This window comes from Mycobacterium sp. IDUB_9, assembly GCF_055419505.1.
Genome location: NZ_JBVAXU010000002.1, coordinates 654,813 through 673,860, shown reverse-complemented (window position 1 = coordinate 673,860; position 19,048 = coordinate 654,813). Strand labels below are relative to the sequence as shown.

General features: G+C 65.5%; 18 protein-coding genes. 3 read left to right on the top strand and 15 right to left on the bottom strand.

From position 1 onward, the window contains the following. Positions 1 to 8: 8 nt before the first annotated feature. From ACZY08_RS11885 to ACZY08_RS11865, 5 genes are read right to left on the bottom strand one after another with little or no spacing between them, the layout of a single operon-like run. The gene (locus tag ACZY08_RS11885; protein WP_463744661.1) at positions 9 to 809 is read right to left on the bottom strand and encodes a biotin--[acetyl-CoA-carboxylase] ligase; all 801 of its coding nucleotides are present in this window, start codon (positions 807 to 809) and stop codon (positions 9 to 11) included. Between the two features lie 39 nt (positions 810 to 848). After that, positions 849 to 1,979: a Rieske 2Fe-2S domain-containing protein gene (locus tag ACZY08_RS11880; RefSeq protein ID WP_463744662.1), complete on the bottom strand. Its 1,131-nt coding sequence runs from the start codon at positions 1,977 to 1,979 to the stop codon at positions 849 to 851. Continuing rightward, positions 1,976 to 3,565 carry an FAD-binding protein gene (locus tag ACZY08_RS11875; RefSeq protein ID WP_463744663.1) on the bottom strand — a complete coding sequence of 530 codons (1,590 nt, stop codon included), beginning with the start codon at positions 3,563 to 3,565 and terminating at the stop codon, positions 1,976 to 1,978. The genes ACZY08_RS11880 and ACZY08_RS11875 overlap by 4 nt, the downstream gene beginning before the upstream one ends. Beyond that, positions 3,562 to 5,220: a steroid-22-oyl-CoA synthetase gene (casI, locus tag ACZY08_RS11870; RefSeq protein ID WP_463744664.1), complete on the bottom strand. Its 1,659-nt coding sequence runs from the start codon at positions 5,218 to 5,220 to the stop codon at positions 3,562 to 3,564. Before casI ends, ACZY08_RS11875 begins: the two co-directional genes overlap by 4 nt. Beyond that, positions 5,213 to 5,773, bottom strand: coding sequence for a nuclear transport factor 2 family protein (locus ACZY08_RS11865; protein ID WP_463744665.1), 561 nt, complete (start codon positions 5,771 to 5,773; stop codon positions 5,213 to 5,215). Before ACZY08_RS11865 ends, casI begins: the two co-directional genes overlap by 8 nt. Positions 5,774 to 6,002: 229 nt before the next feature. Between ACZY08_RS11865 and ACZY08_RS11860 the strand changes: the two genes are divergently transcribed. Then, positions 6,003 to 6,884, top strand: coding sequence for a hypothetical protein (locus ACZY08_RS11860; RefSeq protein ID WP_463744666.1), 882 nt, complete (start codon positions 6,003 to 6,005; stop codon positions 6,882 to 6,884). A gap of 31 nt (positions 6,885 to 6,915) precedes the next feature. Here ACZY08_RS11860 and ACZY08_RS11855 read toward each other — a convergent pair whose 3' ends face one another. The 4 genes from ACZY08_RS11855 to ACZY08_RS11840 form a co-directional block, all read right to left on the bottom strand. Beyond that, entirely contained in the window at positions 6,916 to 8,058 is a 1,143-nt protein-coding gene (locus tag ACZY08_RS11855) for a PucR family transcriptional regulator (protein WP_463744667.1), read from the bottom strand. A 34-nt stretch (positions 8,059 to 8,092) separates the two neighbouring features. Next, the gene (locus ACZY08_RS11850) at positions 8,093 to 9,082 is read right to left on the bottom strand and encodes a GDP-L-fucose synthase family protein (RefSeq protein ID WP_463744668.1); all 990 of its coding nucleotides are present in this window, start codon (positions 9,080 to 9,082) and stop codon (positions 8,093 to 8,095) included. 2 nt (positions 9,083 to 9,084) lie between these two features. Beyond that, entirely contained in the window at positions 9,085 to 10,110 is a 1,026-nt protein-coding gene (gmd, locus tag ACZY08_RS11845) for a GDP-mannose 4,6-dehydratase (RefSeq protein WP_463745275.1), read from the bottom strand. Positions 10,111 to 10,178: 68 nt separating this feature from the next. Continuing rightward, positions 10,179 to 11,639: a sugar transferase gene (locus tag ACZY08_RS11840; protein WP_463744669.1), complete on the bottom strand. Its 1,461-nt coding sequence runs from the start codon at positions 11,637 to 11,639 to the stop codon at positions 10,179 to 10,181. Positions 11,640 to 11,948: 309 nt separating this feature from the next. Here ACZY08_RS11840 and ACZY08_RS11835 point away from each other — a divergent pair, with 309 nt between their 5' ends. After that, positions 11,949 to 12,341: a hypothetical protein gene (locus ACZY08_RS11835; protein WP_463744670.1), complete on the top strand. Its 393-nt coding sequence runs from the start codon at positions 11,949 to 11,951 to the stop codon at positions 12,339 to 12,341. Beyond that, the gene (locus ACZY08_RS11830; RefSeq protein WP_463744671.1) at positions 12,338 to 12,727 is read left to right on the top strand and encodes a hypothetical protein; all 390 of its coding nucleotides are present in this window, start codon (positions 12,338 to 12,340) and stop codon (positions 12,725 to 12,727) included. The genes ACZY08_RS11835 and ACZY08_RS11830 overlap by 4 nt, the downstream gene beginning before the upstream one ends. 9 nt (positions 12,728 to 12,736) lie before the next feature. Here ACZY08_RS11830 and ACZY08_RS11825 read toward each other — a convergent pair whose 3' ends face one another. The 6 genes from ACZY08_RS11825 to ACZY08_RS11800 are packed head-to-tail and all read right to left on the bottom strand — an operon-like array spanning position 12,737 to position 18,894. Then, the gene (locus ACZY08_RS11825) at positions 12,737 to 13,288 is read right to left on the bottom strand and encodes a YdcF family protein (RefSeq protein WP_463744672.1); all 552 of its coding nucleotides are present in this window, start codon (positions 13,286 to 13,288) and stop codon (positions 12,737 to 12,739) included. 20 nt (positions 13,289 to 13,308) lie between these two features. Further along, entirely contained in the window at positions 13,309 to 14,475 is a 1,167-nt protein-coding gene (locus tag ACZY08_RS11820; RefSeq protein WP_463744673.1) for a glycosyltransferase, read from the bottom strand. Beyond that, the gene (locus ACZY08_RS11815) at positions 14,468 to 15,844 is read right to left on the bottom strand and encodes an MATE family efflux transporter (RefSeq protein ID WP_463744674.1); all 1,377 of its coding nucleotides are present in this window, start codon (positions 15,842 to 15,844) and stop codon (positions 14,468 to 14,470) included. Before ACZY08_RS11815 ends, ACZY08_RS11820 begins: the two co-directional genes overlap by 8 nt. Before the next feature lies 1 nt (position 15,845). Next, positions 15,846 to 17,093 carry a hypothetical protein gene (locus tag ACZY08_RS11810; protein ID WP_463744675.1) on the bottom strand — a complete coding sequence of 416 codons (1,248 nt, stop codon included), beginning with the start codon at positions 17,091 to 17,093 and terminating at the stop codon, positions 15,846 to 15,848. Continuing rightward, on the bottom strand, positions 17,090 to 18,334 hold the full coding sequence (locus ACZY08_RS11805) for a glycosyltransferase (protein WP_463744676.1): 1,245 nt from the start codon (positions 18,332 to 18,334) through the stop codon (positions 17,090 to 17,092). Before ACZY08_RS11805 ends, ACZY08_RS11810 begins: the two co-directional genes overlap by 4 nt. Next, positions 18,325 to 18,894 carry an LbetaH domain-containing protein gene (locus ACZY08_RS11800; RefSeq protein ID WP_463744677.1) on the bottom strand — a complete coding sequence of 190 codons (570 nt, stop codon included), beginning with the start codon at positions 18,892 to 18,894 and terminating at the stop codon, positions 18,325 to 18,327. The genes ACZY08_RS11805 and ACZY08_RS11800 overlap by 10 nt, the downstream gene beginning before the upstream one ends. Positions 18,895 to 19,048: the final 154 nt, after the last annotated feature.

Sequence of the window (19,048 nt, the reverse complement as noted above, 5' to 3'; positions counted from 1 at the left end):
GCAGCACTCTACGGCGCGTCGGGCCGCAAATGTGTGATGTCACCTGCCGACACCGTGACCTGCTCGGTGCCGGTGTCGATGATCAGGCGCCCGAGTTCGTCGACGTCGACGGCCGTGCCCACCAAGGTGTTGTCGCCCGGCAGGATCGCGCGGACCCGGCTGCCGATGGTGACGCTGCGTGCCCGGTAGTCGTCGGCGAGCGCGGGATCGCCGTTGCGCCAGCCGGTGATCCGGGCATCGAGATGGCGCAGCAGGGCCCGCGCCAGCGGTGCACGGTCCGTGGTGGCCGTGCCGAGTTGGGTGAGTGAGGTGGCGCGCGGATCAGGCGCCTCCTCGGCGGTCATCGTCACATTCAGGCCGAGGCCGACGACTATGACCGGGGCGGGCGAGGCCACCTCGGCCAGGATGCCGGCCAGTTTTCCGCCCCCCGGTCCGACGAGAACGTCATTGGGCCATTTCAGGCCGACCCGTGTCCCGGCGACCTCCGCGACCGCGTCGACGATCGCCAGGCCCGTGGCCAGCGGCAGCCACCCCCACCGGTTCGGGGACACGGCGGACCCGTCGACACCGAAGGACACGATCACCTGCGAGCGCGGCGGTGCCGACCACTGCCTACCGTGGCGACCACGGCCGGCGTTCTGATGCTCGGCGAACAGCACCGCGCCGGCGATGTCCTCCCCTGCCGCCGCCCGCGCGAGTAGATCGGCGTTGGTGGATCCGGTCTCCTCGACGACGTCGACGCGCCGCCACGACAGCCCGTCGAGCCTGTCGCGCAAGGTCGTGACGTCCAGGGGTGGCCTTGTGTTCATCGCGGCCAGCTTACGGGTCGGGCTTGGAGGGCCGCCGCGTCAGCGGGCGACTTTGGCCGCGTCGATGGCTGCCAGGTTGTCGGCGACCTCCTGGTGCCAGAGCTCGTTGGCGTGCGTGGTGTCGACCTCTTGCTCGAAACGATCGGTCATGTCGGGGGTGACATCGGCAAGATCCACGTAGAACTGCTCGTACCACCGGCGATGGTGATAGACCGGCCCGTCCTCCTCGGTCAGCAACGGATTGTCGATGCGGGCCTTGTGTTTCCAGATCTCGACGTCCTCCATGAAGCCATCTCCGAAACTGCGACTCATCGTCGCCGCGAGTTTCTCGGCCTTCTCCGCGGGCATCGCCGGATTCTGCTGGACCGCGACTCCCCACTGCAGCACGAACGAGTCGTGGGTCACCGGGTAATGGCAGTTGATCAGCGCGATCTCGACGGTGAAATCCGGAGCGAGGTCGTTGTGCAGCCAGTTGATCATGTATGCGGGGCCGAAATACGTTGCCTCCGAACGCAGATAGGTGCCATCCCAGAGTTCTCTGGTGGCGTAGTCCGGACGCGGCTTGGACTCCATGAACTGGCTCGCGGTGTGGCCTTCGATGACGTTCTTGAAGAACGTCGGGTAGGCGTGGTGGATGTAGAAGAAGTGCGCCATGTCGACGTTGTTGTCGACGATCTCCCGGCAGTGCGATCCCTCGATCAGGATCGAATTCCATTGCCACGGTGACCAGATGCCGTCGTCGTAGCCCTCGATGGTGGGCGGGATCAGCTCGGCCGGTGGGGTCGAGCCTTCCGGGTCATGCCAGAGCAGCAGTTGACCGTTGACCTCACAGGTGTCCCATTTGCGGGTGCGGGCCAGCCGCGGCGTGCGTTTGGCGTACGGGACGAGCTTGCATTTTCCATCGCCACCCCAGCGCCAGTCATGGAACGGGCAGGCGAGGTTGTCGTCCTTGACCGACCCCATCGACAGGTCGCCACCCATGTGCCTGCAGTACGAATCGAGCACGTGCAGGTCACCGGCGGAGTCTGCGTACACGACGAGCTTCGTACCGAAGGCCTCGATGCCGTGTGGCTGCCCGTCGCGGAACGATTCAGCGAGCCCGATGCAATGCCAGCCGCGTGCGAACCGCGTCATCGCAGTTCCGGCGTCGATTTCCCTTACGTCACTCATGCTTCTCCCCTTGGTTCTTCGCGCGAGCGCTCATCACCCCTGCCTAGCATGTCTTTGACCGCCAGGTGGCTGAACAGCATGCTGGTTCCGATCGGATTTCCGCCGCCCGGATACGCGGTGCCGCTCGGGGCGGCCATGGTGTTGCCCGCGGCGTACAGCCCGGCAATCACTCGACCGTCGGTGTCGAGTACCCGCGCAGCGGTATCGGTACGCAACCCGCCTTTGGTGCCCAGGTCGGAGATGCCGAACGCGGCGGCGTGGAACGGGCCCTTCTCGATCGCGACCAGCGGTGATGCCCCGCCGGAGAAGGCCCGGTCGTACGCCTCGTCGCCCCGTCCGAAATCCGCGTCCGTACCCGCGGTCACGAAGTCGTTGAACCGCTCCACGGTGGCGGCCAGGTTCTCGGCGGGCACGCCGATCTTGGCGGCCAGCTCTTCGATGGTGTCGGCGGTGTGCCACAACCCGGCATCGATGTATTGCTGCGTGTCGACCATCGAGACGTTGGTGGCTTTGACGGGTGGAACTATTCCTTCTTCGCCGTCCCGATCATTGTCGTAGATCATCCAGTACGGCAACGTCATCGAACCGTCGGCCAGCCGCGGCAGGATGGCCCGGCCGATACGGTCGTAGGCCGCGGACTCGTTGACGAACCGCTGCCCGTTCTGGTCGACGAAGATGCCGCCGGTGAACCACAGTGCGAACGCCGAGCGGCCGTCGGGGTGCGTCAGGCCCGGCGACCACCAGGCCTGCTCCATCAGGTCGACGTCGGCGCCGACTGCCATCGCCGCCTGATGCGCTCGGCCCAGGTTCGCCGGCGGCCCCATGGTGTCGCGGGCGACGCCCGGCACGCCGTATTCACGGCGCATTTCGTCGTTGCCTTCGAAGCCACCCGCGGCGAGCAGTACGCCGCGTCGGGCCCGGATCGCGTGGCGCGCACCGTCGGATTCGACGATCGCACCGGTTACTGCGCCGTCTTCGACGACCAACTCCACGAGCGGGGTGTTGCGGCGCAGCGAGGTATTCGGGTATTGCTCAATGGCTTTCAGGAACCGGGCGATCAGTGCCCGGCCGCCGATGAAGTAGTCCTCGGGCTGTTCGGTGCCGAGCCGGTCGGCGTCGAGCGGCCCGCGCACCAGCTCGCGTAGATGCGGGGCCTTCTCCACCTTGAGCGGCCGGGCCGCGATGTGGCGTTGCCCGTCGGTCCGGGCCTTGGGCGCCTTGCCGAAGTAGTCGGGCCAGGGCATCGGCGCGAACTTCAGATTGTCGTCAGCCTCGAGGTACTCGATCAGACCGGCGCCGCCACGGACGTAGGTGTCCTGCAGTTCCCGCGGGGTCCGGTCGCCGACAACGGCGTGGTAGTACTCCAGCGCGTCCTCGATGGTGTCGTCGGTGCCGGCCCGCCTGAGCACGGGGTTGCACGGGAACCACACCCCGCCGCCACCGGAATACGCTGTGGTGCCGCCGAATTTGTCGCTGGCCTCGACCAGGATCACCGACAGCCCTTCGCGGGCCGCGGTGTAGGCGCCGGCCACGCCGCCACCGCCCGATCCGGCGACCAGGACGTCACACTCGTCATCCCACTTCATAGATAACGCTGCCTCCCGTGCTGCGTGAACTCGGCGTCCAACGACTGCTTGTCATCGTCGCCCATGGCCCGATACACCGGTTCTCCGCGTCCCGCCCACCGGTACACCACCTCGCCGGTGTGCCAGCGTTCCTGTTGCAGTTCACGTTTGAGCACCTTGTTGGAGCCGGTGACCGGCAGATTCTTCGACACCCGCAGGAACCGCGGAATTGCCTTGGCCCCCAGGTCATCCTGGTCGTTCAGGTAGGACACGAACGCCGCCGCGTCGAAGCCTGTGGGATCGGATACCTCGATCGCGGCCATCACCTGATCACCCGAGCGCGGATCGGGCACCGCGTAGACACCGGCGGCCACCACCTCGGGATGGCGGCGCAGGACCCGCTCGATGTTGAGCGCCGAGGTGTTCTCCCCGTCCACCCGGATCCAGTCGCCACGCCGACCGGCGAAGTAGATGAACCCCTGCTGGTCGAGATAGCCGAGATCACCCGTCCAATACCAGCCGTTGCGGATGCGTTCGGCGTTGGCCTCGTCGTTCTTGTAGTACCCCTCGAAGGTGCTGGTACCGAACTTGTCGACAATCTCCCCGACCGCGTCGTCCGGGTTGAGCACCCGGCCGTGCTCATCGAAAACCGCTGGCACACAGTCATTCAGTGACGTAGGGTCGACGATCGCCACCCCGTCGTGCGCTGGGCGGCCGAGCGCGCCCGGCGGCATGTCAGGGGGCAGCACCACTGCCCCACCGCCTTCGCTGGAGCCATAGCCCTCGAACAGTTCGGCGTCGAACCGGCGCCGGAACTCGTTCTGGTCGTCGGGTGAGGCCTCGGTACCGAAGCCGCGGACCAACGGGTTCTCGGCATCGTCGGGTTGTTCGGCGGTGGCCATCAGATAACCGAGCGCCTTGCCCACGTAGGTGAAGAAAGTGGCACCGAAATACCGGACGTCCGGCAGGAATCGGGACGCCGAGAACGACGGCGTCAGGCAGACGGTGGCACCGACCGACAGTGCCGGCGCCCACAACGCCATGATGGCGTTGCCGTGGAACAGCGGCATGCAGCAGTACTCCACGTCGTCGCGCACGTGGCCGAACTTCCCGGCGGCCGCATAGGCGATTCGGGCCAGCCGGCCCTGGCTGCAGATGACCGCCTTGGAGGCTCCCGTCGTTCCCGAGGTGAACAGCAGAAGCATCAGGGAGTCGTCGGTGACCCCGGGCGCGACCGCGGGGATGACGCGATGCGCGTCGAGTTGCGCCGCATAGTCCGGGCCGTCGACCACCAGGAACCGCTCGGGCGCCAGACCGAGGTCGAGGTTGCGCAGACGCTCCGCCCCCGCGGTGTCGGTGACGATCAATTGGCAATCAGCAAGCCGGATTTCGGCCGCCAGCTCAGCGGCACCGCGGGTCGGGTTGATCCCCACGATGGTCGCCCCGGCGAGCGCGGCCCCACCCAGCCAGAACACAAAGTCCGGCACGTTGTCCAGGAGCACGCCGATGTGCAACGGGCCGTCCACCCGCATCGCCTGCGCCAGCGCGCCGCGCGCGGCGGATTCGGCGACCACCTCATCCCAGGTCCAGTCCCGGTCGCGGGTGCGCAGGCCGACGTGTTGGTCGCCGACCCGGTCGAGCAGCAGCGACGCGATGTCACTCCGAACGTCAGGCATGAGCTTGGGCGGCGCGCTTCTGGTCGACGTAGGCCTGCGGCAGGTCTTGCTGGCTCAACTTGGTCACGCTGACCGGGCCGGTCTGGTAGGCGTCCTCGCCGAGGATCAGCCCGTCGGCGTCGATGGGCCAGTTGATGAGCTGACGGAACAGCAACAGGTAGTCGCCGTCCGGGTCGTCCACCTCGACGCCGATCGCCTGGGCGGCCGCACCCGGATAGATCATCTTCATCCAGCCTTCGGTCATCACCAGATCATCGTCGACGGCGAGGCGATCGATCTCGAAAACGAGGTGGTTGGCGCCGCTGGCCACGAATGCCTCGTAATAGGCGCGCACACCCTCGGTGGTCTTGGGACCCATATCGGCATTGGCGTACCAGAAGTGATAGTCCGGGTTCGGAGCCAAGGTGGCCATCAGGCGTTCCATATCGGGCTCAGCCTCGGCCTTCATGTGCTCGAGAACGACGCTGAGTACCTGACGGTGCCGTTCGTCGGCGGTGACGGCGAGACGCTCTTCCACGGGGACCCAGGTCTTGGTCGGGTCGATGATGGCCATTTCGGCCTCCTTGTGTCGTTTGGGCTGCATCGCAATCTTCGCCAACGGGGCGACCGCCGTCAGCCGACGTGCGTCGGGCGATTCCGCGGATTCTCCCGACACTCGTCGACCCGCCCGGACCCGGATCGCCGAAACCAACGCTATGGTCGTCCATCGGCGCTGCGAACAGCCATAGCGTTGTTTTCGAGCGGCATAGGAGCGGGATCGCGTCGGCATACGTCCAACAGATGTGCGAGTTCCATTCCTCGGGAGCGAGGTCGTGGCGGCCGGCCACCTCACCAGGGCCCAGTTGCGCAGCCGGTATCGGCCGATCTATCGCGACGTCTACGTGCCCCGCGAGCATCGGCTGCGGCTGCGTGACAGGGTCGTCGGCGTTGCTCTCGGATCGCCCGGCGCGGTGATCGCCGGGCTGGCCGCCTCCGCGATGCACGGAGCGAAATGGGTCGACGACACTGTTCCGGTCGAGCTGATCGCAACCGCCCGGTGCCAGCGGGGCTTGATCGTCCGTCGGGAAACCCTGCACGAGGACGAGATCATGACCATCGCAGGCATTCGCGTGACCACGCCCGCTCGCACCATCTTCGACCTCGGCCGTCATCTGTCCAGGGACCGCGCTATCGAGCGAATGGACGCTCTGATGAACGTCTGCTCCGTCGACCTCGAGGACGTCGCGCTCATCGCGAAACGCCATGCAGGTGCGCGCGGCCTGCGACGGCTGAGGGTGGCGCTGCCACTCGCCGATGCGGGGGCCGAGTCGCTGCCGGAGACGCGGCTGCGATTGCTATTCGTCGATGCCGGACTTCCCCGTCCGACAACGCAGTTCGTGATCCTCGACGAATCCGGGCGTTACGTCCGTCGGATCGACATGTGCTGGGAGGAGTTCAAGGTCGGGGCCGAGTACGACGGGGAGCAGCACCTCACCAGCCGGCACCAGTATGTGCTCGATGTCCGGGTGAACCGAGTGCTGCAGCGGCTCGGCTGGCACGTCATCCACGTCATTAAAGAAGACCGAGGCGAGGACATCGTCGCCCAGGCGCGCGCCGCCCTGGTGTCTCGGGGCTGGCAGCCCGGTCCGCGAAAGCAACGCCATGGTCGTTCACGTGCCGCGTGAGCATCCATAGCGTTGTTCTGGGCGAGCACCCTTACAGCAGGTCCGCGTCGGCGAGCTCCGCCGATGACATCGCGATCCGCCGGACCATGAGCACCAGCGTGCCCAGAAAGCGATCCACCGGGTTCTCGAAATCCCACCCCATCGCGGCCTCCACGCGCTCCAACCGGGCGGCCACCGTGCTGTGGTGCACGTGCAGTTCAGCGGCGGTCCGTCGCAACGAGCCATAGACGAAGAACGCCTCGGCGGTCTGCACGTCGACATCCCCGGCAGGAGTTGACGCAATCTCGTTGATACGGGCCACATCTCGATTCCGTCGTACCCGGTCGATCGGCAGGTCGGCCAGCAGTTCCAGTGAGCTCAGCCGCTCGTATGCCACCACTCGCCTGCCGAATCCGGTCGATGAGGCAAACCGCAGCGCGCGGACGGCTTCATGCCATGAGGTCGACGCGCTGAATGCGTTGCCCACGGTCCCGATTCCGACCCACGGTCCCGACGCGGTGCCGATGTTCACGACTGTCGGGAACTGTTCGACGATGATGCGCTCGAGACGGTCCGAGAACTCGCGCATGTCGAACGACCCTTGGCACACAATGGCAGTCGCGTTGCCGATGACGGCGGACCGCACGGCCGGTGCGGGCAGTTCGCCGGTGATGAGGCGCACCGTCTCGCGGGGCGAATGCCCGGATGCCGCCAGCACGCATGTCGGCCTGGTCTCGTCGAGCCCCAACAGCCGGATGGCCCGGGCCCGGTCTTCGCGATGCTCCTTGGCCGACAGCACGACCTCGAGCAGTGCGGGGTCGCCGAGGTGCGGAGTCCCGCTCACGCCGGTCCGCGCCGCGACCCGACCCAGTACCCGTCGCAGCCGGTCCAGCAGCACTTCGTCCAGTGGATGTCCGGATCCGTCACGCTCCACCCAGACCACCGTCTCGTTGCGATCGGATGTCGGCACAGCCCTGTCGTCGACCGGATCGAGGTGCCCGGACGCGTCGTACCGGACGACGGTGCCCCCGGGCCATCGGACACCTACTGGGCACCCCGCTGTCAACGCGGCAAACCGCACGGCGGCGTCGGCGTTGACTTCCTGCTCCTCCAGCGCATCGAATTGCGCGATGAGCCGCAGCACCGATGCGGGATCGGTGCCCAGTTCGGACAGCACCAGCGGCCCGGTGGTCATGGTCGAGAGCGTATGCCCAGAGTTCGTCGGGCTCTCACGCGAGTGCCACCCGTCTGAGGTCCGCCCGATTCTGCCGGTACCACGCCAGGGTCTGCTCGATCCCGTCATGCAGCGAAATCGACGGTTGCCAACCGCTGTCCCGCAAGGTGCTGATGTCCAGCAGCTTGCGGGGCGTGCCGTCGGGCTTGCTGGTGTCCCAGGCTGTCTCGCCCTCGTATCCCACTGCGGCGGCGACGATCTGCGCCGTTTCTCGGATCGAATGGTCTATCCCGGTGCCCACGTTGACCTGCTGCGGCCCGTCGAACTGCTGAAGCAGATGTAAACAGGCGGACGCCATGTCGTCGACGTGCATGAACTCACGGCGCACGGTGCCGGTGCCCCAGTTCGTCACCTGGGACTCGCCCTTCTCGTGCGCTTCTTCGTACCGGTGGATCAAGGCCGGCAGGACGTGCGAGGTCGTCGGGGAGAAATTGTCCCCTGGCCCGTACAAATTCGTCGGCATCGCCGATATCCACGGCAAGCCGTACTGCCGCCGCACCGCCTGGACCGCCACGATTCCGGCGATCTTCGCGATCGCGTAGGCATCGTTGGTCTCCTCGAGGGAACCGGTCAGCAATGCATCCTCGGTAATCGGCTGTGCTGCCATCTTCGGGTAGATGCATGACGAGCCGAGAAAGAGCAGACGCTTGGTGCCGTATTTGAGCGCCGCGTCCATCACGTTGGTCTGGATCCGCAGATTCTCGGAGATGAAGTCAACCGGGTAGGTCTTGTTCGCCAGGATTCCACCGACCCGCGCAGCCGCCAAAATCACAACCGGTGGTTGCGTTTTCGCGAAGAACTCGAATGTCGCCGCCCGGTCGGTCAGGTCCAACTCGCTGTGCGACCGGCCGATGAGATCGGTAAATCCCTCCGATCGCAGCTTCCGGTGAATCGCCGACCCGACCATTCCCCGATGGCCGGCGATGTACGTCGGCGCCGCGGGGTCGAGCGGGTGTGTCGTGTTGACGCTGTCGTTCCCTAGCAATTTCAGCCCCACCCCGCCAAGACCGGCGTGTCGATCCACGGCTTGCCGAGGCATTCGAGCTGCGCGATGTCGGCCTCCACCATGATCTGCGCGAGTTGTGGCGTGCGGACCGTGGGGCTCCAGCCGAGCAGCCGGTCGGCCCTGGCGGCGTCGCCGACGAGCGCATCGACTTCGGTGGGCCGCAGGTAGCGTTCGTCGAAACGGACGTGCCGTTCCCAGTCCAGACCCGCATGTTCGAATGCGGCGACGAGAAAGTCGCGCACGGTGTACCGGTCGCCGGTGGCGAGCACGTAGTCTTCGGGCTCATCGACCTGCAGCGTCCGCCACATCCCCTCGACGTATTCCGGTGCGTAACCCCAATCGCGGATCGCGTCCAGGTTGCCGAGATAGAGGTGCTCATCGATACCGGCTTTGATCCGCGCGGCGGCTCGGGTGATCTTCCTCGTCACGAAAGTCTCACCGCGGCGCGGTGACTCGTGGTTGAACAGGATGCCGTTGACGGCGAACATCCCGTAGGCCTCGCGGTAATTCCGGGTCATCCAGTAGGAGTAGACCTTGGCTGCGCCGTACGGCGAGCGCGGATAGAAGCTTGTCTGCTCGTTCTGCGGAGGGGGTGAGCCACCGAACATCTCCGAACTGGACGCCTGATAGAAGCGGCACGGAACCTTCGAGATCCGCACCGCCTCCAGCAATCGCGCAGAACCGATACCAGTGGTGTCACCGGTGTGTTCGGGTTCGTCGAAGCTGACCCGCACATGCGATTGCGCGGCCAGGTTGTACACCTCGTCCGGCTCGATGGTGCTCAACAGAGTCACCAGACGTGCGCCATCGCTGAGATCGCCGTAGTGCAAGAACAGTTGCGCGTGCGGATCGTGTGGATCGACGTACAGATGATCGATCCGGGCGGTGTTGAAGGACGAAGACCGACGAATCAGCCCATGCACCTCGTAGCCCTTGTTGAGCAGGAACTCGGTCAGGTAAGAACCGTCCTGACCGGTGATTCCGGTGATCAGGGCTTTCTTCTTCACCTGATTCACTGCGTCTTCTCCTTAATCTCGTACACCCGTAAAGCACTGGGTGGATTTGCTTTTGGAGATCAGTACGCTCCTTGGCTGAGCAGCACTGCCCGCACCGTCTTGGCGATGATGACCAGGTCGGCCACCATCGACCAGTTCTCGACATAGGAAAGATCTAGTCGCACCGATTCCTGCCAAGACAGGTCCGCCCGTCCACTGACCTGCCACAGGCCGGTGATACCCGGCTTGACCAGCAATCTGCGCTGGACGTCGCCATCGTAGGTTTCCACCTCCTGTCGCAGCGGTGGGCGGGGACCGACGACGCTCATTTCCTGCCGGAGCACGTTGACGAACTGTGGCAGCTCATCGATGCTGAACCGGCGGAGAACCTTGCCCACCGATGTGACGCGCGGATCGTCCTTGATCTTGAAGAGAACTCCGCCGGAGCTCTCGTTCAGGGTTTGCAGGCTCTCCAGTTGACGATCGGCATCCGTGACCATGGTACGGAACTTCAGCATTGCGAACGGCCGGCCGTCGATGCCGATGCGTTCGGCCGTATAGAACACCGGTCCCCGGCTGTCGAGCTTGATTGCGATCGCAGTAACCAGCAGGACCGGGGAGGCGACGACGAGTGCGGCCGCCGCGAAAACGAAGTCAAATGCCCGTTTCTCGAATCGTTTCGCGCCGTCGTACTGCGGCTTCTCGACATGTACCAGCGGGAACCCGGCTACCGGCCGCATCTCCAGACGCGCCCCGGAAACGTCCATCACGCCCGGCGACACCACGAGGTCGACACCCATCGCCTCCAGGTCCCACATCAGTTTCCGGATCCCCTCGTAGCCGAGATGTTCGACGCCCGTTACGGCTACCGTGTCGGCGCCGCATTCTCGTATGGCGTCCAGGACATACTCCTCACCACCCATGATCGGGATTTCCTGGTCGCCCACGGTGAGACGCTCGCCCGCGGGGGCGCCATAGCCGGGAATCCCCACTGCGACAACGTCGTATCCGGCGCGAGGATCACGGGTCAGCTCCTGCGCGAGATAGGTGACCGCGTCGGCGTCACCGATCGCCATCACCGCCGTCTGATAGCGCCCCTCCGCCCGCTTCTTGGCGAGATACCGACGCCACACCCATCTGGTCAGGCACAAGGCGACGGTGCCGGTGGGCAGCGCCACCGCAAGATAGCCCCGCGCAATCTCAAGCTGAAGCAGGAACGTGATTATCGCGATGCCCCCGAAGGTCCAGAACGACGCAGACGCAACGCGTTTGTACTCTTCGGCGCCCGCCCCGGTCACCCGCGGCGACCTGGTCCGACACAACGAGAGCGCACCCAACCAGATGGCGCCGAACAGAATCGAGACGGACGTGATGTAGCCGTCGGTGCCGGAAAGGTCCGGGGCCTGTCCGAAACGGACGTACTGCGCCAGCACCACCGCCGCGCACACCACGAGGACGTCGGTGATCAAAATGTTGACCAGGTACTGCCGTTGCCATCGAGTGCGCTTGAACACTTCGCGCGGCATCGTCACGACGGTCATTTTTTGTCGTGCACCTCCCCGGCCCATGGCCGGCGGGAATGCCTCGCAATCCGCTCAACGCGGCAACTGCGACAATCTTTGCAACAAAAACCGCGCGACCCTGGGCGTCGTACATCGATTATGCGGTCCGTCTGCAATCTAACAGCTCATCGACGTGGTCGGCCGGGCAGGTTTGGGCCAGACCCGCACGAAACGCGCACGATTCAGCTTGCTTTTCGATCGCACGCTGCGAAAACGCACACAGTGGCAACCGATGCTGTGACAACCCACACCGCGACGTTCGGCCAACCCCGGTTAACCTGATCAGCGATGGTGACCTCGAGTTCTGGCGGCAGTTGGCAGCTGCGCTGGATCATTGTGGGCGCCGCAGCCGGAGCCGTTGTGCGCCATCTCATAATCGAGAACTGGGGCACGCCCGCCCATCTGCTCGTGATCACCCTGATCGTAATGACCATCTCAGGGTCCGCAATGGGCACCGTCCTCACTTGGCCCGTGCGCCAACAGTTTCGGTCCGTCATCTGGGGCGCGGCCGGCGCAGCGGCAAGCCTCAGCGGCTATAGCGCGCTCGCGATCGACCAGCCCGCGCTGGGCGCACTCGCGATCCTGCTGCTGGCACCCGTGTGCGCGTTGGCGGGTCTGTGCGGCGGAGCAGCAGTGGGGTCCAGAATCGCCGCCGAGCGAGGCGAGGACACCCTGCCGTGATCACCGATCTGCTGCTGGTCGCGGCGGGGGCTGCGGTGGGCGCCCCGGCCGCGGTCTACCTGTATCGAAATGCCGACAGATGGCGCATCATTGCGATCAACTCTGTGATGAGCGCCCTGCTGGGCTGTCTCACCGCCCTGCAGTCCACAGTGGATTCGCCGCCGCCGGTCCTGCTCGTCGGTGAGGGACTGCTTGTGACGGCGGCGCCGATCACCACCATGTTGCTCCCGCTGGCCGCGATCGACCCCCGCGAGTACCCCTGGCAGACGATCCGGCGGACTGCGCGCACACTCGCGTTGACCGCCATGTACTGCAGCGCATTTGCCATGATCGGGTATCTCAGCGTCTATGTATTCGCGGGCGTCCAGTACAAGCTGAAGTGGTGACTCACCGGCTCAGTCACACTTCTTCGACTCCATCACCGCCTTTCCCAACGCGAAGAACTGGTACAGGTAGGTGTACTCCCACGAGCCGGCAGACAGGCGGTATTCGCGCGGCACTGCGCGCATCACGGTGGAGTCTGCCGAGGGTGAAAAACAATGCTCGAAGATGAAGCGGGCCCGGGGCAGATGGTACTGCCAGGAGGCAACCACCACGGTGGTCCAACCCCTTTCGCGGGCCAACTGCCGAATCAGCTTCGCCTCACCGAGGGTGGTGGAGGGCTTGGGCGGCACGCACAGAACTTCTACACCTGGCGGATGACGATTGCACGCTTTTTTCATCACCGGATCTGACGACCGATACGGGTTGGACAGCACCAACACTGGGGCGACGCCGTCGCGAACGAGTTGAAAGCCGTAATCCTCGCGGCCATCGTGCTCACCACCGAGCACGAATACTGCGTCGGCTTTACGCAAGTCGTCTTCCGGTGCGTAACGGAACACGACCGTGCCGACGGCAGCTACGAGCAGCAGGACCATCACCACGGCGGTGGCCACGATGGTCACGGCGCTACGCACATGCCGATTCAATCGTCCTCCGAACCCGCGTAGACGGCAGCGAGGTCGCGCGCGACGGCTTCCATGCTGAAGGCCGCGGCTGCCGTCTGCCGCGCGGCAGCGCTCATCTGCTCCCGCAGCCGTTGGTCGGTGATCAACGTGCGCATCGCCTCGATCAGAGCGTCCTCCGATTCGTCCACCACTATTCCGCTGCCAGACGCACGCACCGTTTCCGCGAGTCCACAGCTCTCGGTGATCACAACAGGCAATCCGACCGACATCGCCTCGAGTACCGACATCGGGAAGGGTTCGTCGACTGACGGTAGTACGTAGATTGACGCGGCAGCCATCCGCGCCACAGTATGGTCCGGCGGCAACGCTCCCTCCCAACGGATCTCGTCGGACCGGGTATCGGATCCCATGATGGTATCGAGAACCTCGGCCCCCTCACCTTCGTCGGGACCGACCAGGGTGAACCGCGCATCGCACCCCGCGACCAGCAGGCGGGTGGCCGCTTTCGCGAAGAGGACGGGACGTTTTCGTGCGTGCAGCCGCGCCAGATACAGCACCTCGACGAGTCCGGACGTCTGTTCGGCACGGGCCGCCGTGACTGCCCCTTCGCACCCGGGAACGCCGTTGCCAAGATGTCGCAGCGCAGCCTCGGGTTGCACCCGTCGCAGCGCGGCCCGCTCATCTTCGGTCAGATACAGAACAGCGGCTGCTCTGCGCAGAATCGGCCTGGTCAGAAGGCGATCCAGGATCGGCGCAATCGGATGGCTGCTGTCGGCGATCATTCCGTGGGTTTGCACGATCAGTCGCTTCCGCAGTATCAGCGCCATCACGGCCGCCGGCAGCGTGATCAGATCGCGCGCCAGGTGCACGTGGATCGCGTCGAAGGACTTGCGATTCCGCACGATCCAGCCGAGCAGTGCGGGAGCGACCAATCCGGAGAATCCCAGCCTGGGAATGATGCTGCGCGCCTTCGTGAGTCGGACCGGAACCCCGTCGAGCTCGGTGGGGATCTCCCGATAGCCGCGTACCGCACCGGCGACCTGGGTTTGATGACCGGCCGCACGCAGTTGTCGGGATTGGTTGAACGCCACCCTGACCGGCCCGCCGTAGGCACCATCCGGCGTGATCAGCGTGACGACGTGAAGCACCGCCGGCTGAACCGCACGGCCGAACTCGTCACTCATCAGACCTGCGGCCTCTCATCTCAGCTTCGAGGACATCGACCTTCGGCCATGCAAACCCGGTCTCTTCCAACGGCTTTTGCAGCTCGACAGTATCGCCGCGCCCCTCGGCAGCAGGGGGCACCTCAGTCGCGCCGTCCCGCACAACGCGCCGGGCGAGCACAACACCGACCAGAGCGGCGATAACGCCCGCCACGGCCAGGGAGATGGCGATGGCGACCGCTGTGCCCACTGTCAGTCCGGCGCACAGGCACAGACCTAGCTGCAGACAGATCTGAAACAGCTTGACCCGCAACACCGTCCTGCTCATGCCCCGCGCCTGGAAGAAGCTGTACACGCTGACCATCCAGCACATCGCCGCGCATTCGATCCCGAGATAGACGACGAGCGCCGAGGCATACGTCCAGGTGTCACCCAGGATGGCTGTGCCCAGCCGACTCGGGAGGACGGCCAGGCACAGGCCGGCCACCACGGTCAACCCCGACGTCGCGATGGATGTGTTGACGAGTACCCGCCACTGCTCACCGATCGATGACGCAGCACGGCGAACATGCGGAACGAACACCAACGGCAATGCTGACACCAGCATCGCAATCGGTCCGAACAGTGTCGCCGCGCCGCGCAGCCCAGCCGCCGCGGTGCCGCTGATGACTACCGTCACGGTCAGCGTCACGAGGGTGGCACCAACCTGGTTGAGCGCATAGACAATTCCGAATCTCAGCCGGGCACGGTCATACGTGCGCCACCACCCGACGAGGCGATCGCCCCGTGGCGTGGTCCGCAGCACACGCATCAGCACCAGCGCAGAAACAAGTCCGCCCGCGCCCCACAGATACACCGTGCCCACTGCCGAGATCCCGGCCCCGATCAGGTTGATCAGGTAGACGGCCAGGATCCACGCCACCCAGAACCCATCGCAGATGGCCGCGGCGAGTGGTCTGCCCTGTGCGATGGCGACGAATCGCAGCACATCCTGGGCCAGCACGGCCACCATGCTCGCGGCGAACGCCACACCGATCCAGAACTGGCCGAAAACGCAGGACAGGACCAGCAATACGGCACCCGCGACGGCCGATGTCACCAGCGACCAGCTGATCGCATACCCGCCTTCGGCCGATATCTCGCGCCGGTGCATGTTGCTGGTCAACAGCAGCGCGGTGCCCAGCGCCCCCCTGTTGAAGCCGATCCAGGTGGTGGCCACCGTGACGAGCAGAGCGACGATCCCGAACTGCTCGGCCGGTGAAACTTGGGCCACTGCAAAGACCATCAGCGCATTGCTGGCGCTGGACAACACCTGGTCGGCGGTGGTGATCACCCCGATCGAGCGTCCTTGGGGGCCGCGCTGCGTCGATGATGTCGGTATCCGAGCCATCTCACCGCCCCGCCCGACTGCTCGGTGGCGCAATCTGGCCCATGCGCATCAGCGGCGAATCCGCTGCCACGATCCGGTCGAGAACGGCGGTGACCTTTTCCGGGTCGAAGGTGCCGGCGTAGTACGACGCGGTGAGATGCAGCTCGGAGCCGACGCGGTTGATGGCCAACGAGATCTGGTTGGAGTAACGCACCGGCGCCTTACGGACGAAGTGATGGCCGTCCGGTGTCTCCGCCCAGGAAATCTTGCTGCCGGCAGCCGAGTTGGCGTGGTCCGTCACCACAATCCGGGCCCGCCGGCTGTCCGTCTTCCAACGGGGAAGCTCAGCCGGGCGGGACCGGAGCCGCGCTGCATATGACATGCCGTACCGGACCAGTGCCCGGCCCCCGTGCGTGTACTCGCCTATCGCACCGGCCACCAGGGCCGGATCGTAGGGCGGCGCAACCCGTATGGGCGCGATGCCGACGAAGTTCGCCAGGGTGCCCGCCCCGGGCGGAAGGTACCGGCCCAGATCGACCAGGAGGCCGACCTCGTCTTCCGGTGTTATTCCGTGGCTGTGCAGTCCGTCCAGGAAGGCCGAGAGGATGATCGCCGCCAGCGGCGCACGCGGCAGGCATCTGTCGCGGTTCGCCCGCACCGTTTCGAGGAAGCCGGGTCGGCTTCGGGCGTATGCCAACGATTCCCGCTCATCGAGTTGCCCGGTGGGAACGACGGCGGCGCCACGGCGCAGCGGTTCATCCAGGGCGCGCAGCAGACGCGTCGGTTCTTTGCGCACGGTGTGGGCAAACGCGCGCAGGCCGGGATTGCCGGTCGTCGCAACGGGTGCGGGTGCGCTGAACCCCTGACCTTCTGCGCCGGCCGCCGCGATCACCTCACTGAACAGCCGTCCGCCACCGAGACCGTGGTCGAAATTCAAGAACAGCCAACGGTCGGCGACGTGGACGTGCAGGGTGGCCGGTGGAAGCGCCGGGCCACCCGTCAGCAGATCCAACATGGTCCCGGCAGGGACGGTCATGTCCGGGGCCGGGCCGCTGGTCACCACCACACCACCGCACGACGGGTCCAATTCCCAGTGCCGTGATGTGCGGCTCGGGCGCAGACCGAGGCGGTTCTGAGGCCCTTCCGCCGCGATGGTCCGCAGCCGCGCCTTGAGCAGGTCCGGCGGGAGCACCCGCTCCAGCGGGCCGACCAGATAGGTGACCGGCTGCCCGGCGTAGAAGCAGTCGTTGCGACTTACCCGGGTATTCATGCCGGTAGCCCACGGGAGGCGGATGCCAACTCGCTGACCCACTTCTCATACAGCGCAACCGCGTTGGCCGCACCGAGGCGCTCGCGGGCATACCGCGCACCGCAGGAGCCGAATCGCTGCCGGCGCTCCTCGTCGGCAGCCAGCTGCCGCACTGACGCAACGAGGGCCTTTGGATCGCCCGGCGGAATGACAAGTCCGGCTCCGGATGCGCGTAGTTCTTCGGCACTCCCGCTGGTCGGCTCCGTGGCGGCGAGAATCGGCTTGGCCGCAACGCAGTACGACGTCAGCTTGCTCGGAACGGCCATCTCCCCCACTCCGGGACGCTCGTTGACGAGCAGGATGTCGGCGGCAGCCAGCGCCGCGCGGAACTCGACATCGGGCAACGGGTCGATCAGTTGCACCGCTTCGGCATCCCGGGCGAGAGAGTCGAGCATGCGACGCTGGTTCCCGTCGCCGATCAGGACAAAACGGATGTCTCGGTCGTCCTCGCCCGCTCCGCCGACGAGTTTCCCTGCGGCAACGACGTTTTCAAGACCTTGCTTGACACCCATATTGCCGGTGTGCAGCACGATGGTTTCGTTCGGCCGCCAACCGTACTTCTCTCGAACTGCCGCCGATCCGCTCGCCGGAGCATCACCGTCGATATGGGTCCAGTTTCGAATGACGGTCAGATCGTCGTTGTTCACGCCGATCTCGGCCAGCGAGTCGGCAAAGCGGGGATGAATCACCGCGACGCCGGTCGCCAACCGGAGGACCGTCGATTCCAGCCGTGCGGTCGCCGCGGCGGAGCGCCCCCCGACCGCCCCGGTTTCCACCACACCCTTGCTGTAGATGTCCTGCACGATGATCCCGACCGGGATTTTCGACAATCGGGCCCGCGCCACCGCCAGCGCGGCCGACAGCAGCGTCGGACTCACCGTGATGACGACGTCGGGATCATCCCAGGAGTGGGCGGCCGCGACAGATCCGAAGCTGGCCTCCATCCGGATTCGCCCCAGTGCGCTCTGTTCGTCGGGCACGTAGTGGCCGACGCGGTGCACAGTCACACCTCGTACCACCTCGGTACAGCGGCGTACGCCGCGGTACTCCTCGGCGATACGCCACTGGGGGTAGTGCGGCAATCCGGTGATCACCGTGACGTCATGCCCACGCTCGGCCAGACCTTCGGCAATCCCGGTGGTGTATGGGGCTATTCCGGTCACTTCCGGCGCGTAGTTGATGCCGATGATCGTCACCCGCATGCGGCCCCCTTCGTCGGCCGCGGCGGAAACAGCGTGCCAGCTGCCGGAACATCCCGGGAGACAAGAGTGGTCGCGGCGATGGTCGCGCCGTCACCGATCCGCACTCCCCGCAACACAGTTGCGCGGGCAGCCACCCAGACCCGGTCACCTATCACGATGGGCCCGTTGTCGAACTCAAATGTCGGGCTGGACCGGTCGTGACCGCCGGCGCACAGCAGAACATCTTGGGAAACACACGAATTCGACCCGATCGTCACCGCCTCCAGGTTGAGAATCCACGCGCGTTCACCAATCCACGAACACTCACCCACTTCGAGCTTCCACGGCCAGTGGATCCTGACATCGTGGCGGATCAGCGCACCGGCACCGATCCTGGCGCCGAATGCGCGCAGTACGGCGATCCGTATCCGGTTCGGCATCCACCACCGGAACAGAACGGACCGCGAGACCGCCAGCCAAATGATCTGCAATGGCAGACTCCGACCACGGTCGTAGCCCTGCCCGGTGAAGCCGGAGAGCGAAAACTGATTGCCGGTCAATGGTGGTTCGCTCGATGACATTGATGACATTGGCGCGATCAGGTGAAAGCTCCCGTCCCCTTGGCGGCACATGGAGGTCCACAACAACAATTGCGCAATTACGCGACGTCACAATGTTCGCTTGTCGGACGTCCCCCGGCGCCGTACCGGCATTTTCATCACGATCCTGGTCACT

Bases quoted from the DNA above. Each gene is read 5' to 3' on its own strand.
- ACZY08_RS11815 (WP_463744674.1), bottom strand. From the start codon at position 15,844: ATGGCTCGGATACCGACATCATCGACGCAGCGCGGCCCCCAAGGACGC.
- ACZY08_RS11805 (WP_463744676.1), bottom strand. From the start codon at position 18,334: ATGCGGGTGACGATCATCGGCATCAACTACGCGCCGGAAGTGACCGGA.
- casI (WP_463744664.1), bottom strand. From the start codon at position 5,220: ATGCCTGACGTTCGGAGTGACATCGCGTCGCTGCTGCTCGACCGGGTC.
- ACZY08_RS11835 (WP_463744670.1), top strand. From the start codon at position 11,949: ATGGTGACCTCGAGTTCTGGCGGCAGTTGGCAGCTGCGCTGGATCATT.
- ACZY08_RS11865 (WP_463744665.1), bottom strand. From the start codon at position 5,773: ATGGCCATCATCGACCCGACCAAGACCTGGGTCCCCGTGGAAGAGCGT.
- ACZY08_RS11855 (WP_463744667.1), bottom strand. From the start codon at position 8,058: ATGACCACCGGGCCGCTGGTGCTGTCCGAACTGGGCACCGATCCCGCA.
- ACZY08_RS11880 (WP_463744662.1), bottom strand. From the start codon at position 1,979: ATGAGTGACGTAAGGGAAATCGACGCCGGAACTGCGATGACGCGGTTC.
- ACZY08_RS11820 (WP_463744673.1), bottom strand. From the start codon at position 14,475: ATGAGTGACGAGTTCGGCCGTGCGGTTCAGCCGGCGGTGCTTCACGTC.
- ACZY08_RS11885 (WP_463744661.1), bottom strand. From the start codon at position 809: ATGAACACAAGGCCACCCCTGGACGTCACGACCTTGCGCGACAGGCTC.
- ACZY08_RS11800 (WP_463744677.1), bottom strand. From the start codon at position 18,894: ATGTCATCGAGCGAACCACCATTGACCGGCAATCAGTTTTCGCTCTCC.
- ACZY08_RS11875 (WP_463744663.1), bottom strand. From the start codon at position 3,565: ATGAAGTGGGATGACGAGTGTGACGTCCTGGTCGCCGGATCGGGCGGT.
- ACZY08_RS11810 (WP_463744675.1), bottom strand. From the start codon at position 17,093: ATGAATACCCGGGTAAGTCGCAACGACTGCTTCTACGCCGGGCAGCCG.
- ACZY08_RS11840 (WP_463744669.1), bottom strand. From the start codon at position 11,639: ATGACCGTCGTGACGATGCCGCGCGAAGTGTTCAAGCGCACTCGATGG.